Origin of the sequence: Sporosarcina sp. E16_3 (assembly GCF_017347125.1) — a bacterium.
GTDB lineage: Bacteria > Bacillota > Bacilli > Bacillales_A > Planococcaceae > Sporosarcina.
Window position 1 is genome coordinate 1 of record NZ_JADPRX010000070.1, and the last position, 2170, is coordinate 2170.

Below are 2170 nucleotides of genomic sequence, written 5' to 3' on the forward strand. Positions count from 1 at the left end.
CTCTCCTCGTATATTAGTAGTAAGAGCTCTTTCCGATAGAATTTCCAGTTGATCCGGACTGCTGGAGAGTCTGTTGGATTTCCTATAGGAAACGGTTGCCTTTTGGCTTCCTCACCCTGTTTATGTTTTACCTGTTTGACCCTCTGCTTTACCGAGGAGGCCAAAAGGATAAATCATCAATAAAAACTAGATGTCACATAAAGAATCTTACTTACATCGCTCGGTGCTTGGGGATGCCTCCCGCGATAAGCCAGACGGAAGTTCACCGTCAGTCTTATCGCTTCGGCTACCCCAGTTAGGCACCTTCACTGGTGATTAAGTAGAAATCATAAGTTCGACTTATATAGCTAACAGGTGCTTACCTGCTTATTTGAATTGCCCAATTTGATATTGTTTAGACGAAGGATGGGGGATGCCCCATTTTAGTACTTCGTCCTTTTTTAATTAAACCTACTTTTCTCTCAGACCGTGCCCATGAGACAATGGAACGGACAAGATTGACACAGGAAATAGCTTTCTCTCCTTGCGGGCACTTATGTGTACTGCTTAATAAGCCTGCTACCCATCGTTCATTATTGAAGGTCTAACCACTGGCTGCGACGCTGGTGAAGAAGAGAGTGTAGCGCTCATTTTGGTCTTCTTCCCTTTGATTGCTAATAACGAGGCAGACATCGATGATTCTGATGGGCACCCAGGTCTGAGACAATCTTGATTAACTACCACCTAAGGAGGTGATTGGCATGTCACAAATGCTAGTCGGTATAGACGTGAGTTTACGCTCCCATCATGTCCAATTCATGCATGGCGAGGGGCATACACTCGCTGATTTTTCTGTTTCTAACGATACAGAAGGTGCGAATACCTTAATTCACAAGCTTTTAAAAACAGCGGAAAAAAATCAGTGTGAACACATTAAAATCGGGCTTGAAGCCACAGATCAATATAGTTGGCATATTGCCCATTATTTAAAAAGCGAATTAAAAGGGTATGAACCTTCTATTCAAAGTACGGTTTATATGCTGAATGCACGCAAAGTATCTCGCTTTAAAAAGGGCTATGATACGTTACCGAAAAACGATCGAATTGATGCCTGGGTAATTGCGGATCATTTACGCTTTGGACGTTTGCCACATGAAATGCAAGAAACCCTACAGTATGATGCGTTGCGTCGTTTAACACGAACACGCTTCCACTTCATGCACGAAATTGCACGAAATAAAACGTACATGATGAATCAAGTATTTTTAAAGTTTAGTGGCTTACGCCAAGATAACCCCTTCTCCAACACATTTGGTGCGACAAGTGTCGCTGTGATTGAAGAACTAGATCCTGAAACGATTGCAGAAATGCCAGTCGAGGAACTCATAGAGTTCTTACAAGAGAAAGGCAAAAATCGTTTTGCGGAGCCTGAAGAAATTGCGAAGTATCTTCAAAAGCTCGCACGTAGTTCTTATCGTTTGGACAAAATGATGGCCGATCCAATCAATCTGTCACTGTCCGTGATTTTAAGTACGATTCGCCATATGGAAAGCCAAGTCAAACGTCTCGATCAAGAAATTGACCGGATGATGAAAGGTATTCCACAAACATTGACGTCCGTAAAAGGCATTGGACCTGTCTACGCAGCCGGCTTACTCGCTGAAATCGGTGATATCAAGCGTTTTGATGACCACCATGCATTAGCGAAATACGCAGGGCTCGTTTGGACCCAGTATCAATCTGGCGAATTTGAAGCCGAAAATACGAGCCGAATGCGGACAGGCAATAAATACTTACGTTATTATCTCGTACAAGCTGCAGATGCCATACGCAAGTATGACGCCGAATATAAAGCCTTTTATCAAAAGAAATACAATGAAGTCACCAAGCATCAACACAAACGTGCTCTCGTCTTGACCGCTAGAAAACTTGTACGCCTCGTGCATTCGCTACTACGCACGAATCAGCTATACATACCGCAAGAAAGGAGAGAGTAACGACGCGCATACTCTTACTTTCGAACACCTCATAACACTTCCAATTTCACCCTTTTTTTCATTGAAATTGCGAGGTTTATTTGAATATGCCTAAAAACGGAAGTTTGCGTATAGAAACCGCAATGAATTTCCAGTTTTCATGTTTTAGGTGCTTGACATATTACCACTGGGCTCGTAACTTTCATATCTATGAA

The 2170-nt window shown here is 42.5% G+C and carries 1 protein-coding gene; it reads left to right on the forward strand.

What is annotated here, in order from left to right; translation table 11 throughout:
- Positions 1–740: 740 nt before the first annotated feature.
- Positions 741–1976: an IS110 family RNA-guided transposase gene (locus I2483_RS19055; RefSeq protein ID WP_207278637.1), complete on the forward strand. Its 1236-nt coding sequence runs from the start codon at positions 741–743 to the stop codon at positions 1974–1976.
- Positions 1977–2170: the final 194 nt, after the last annotated feature.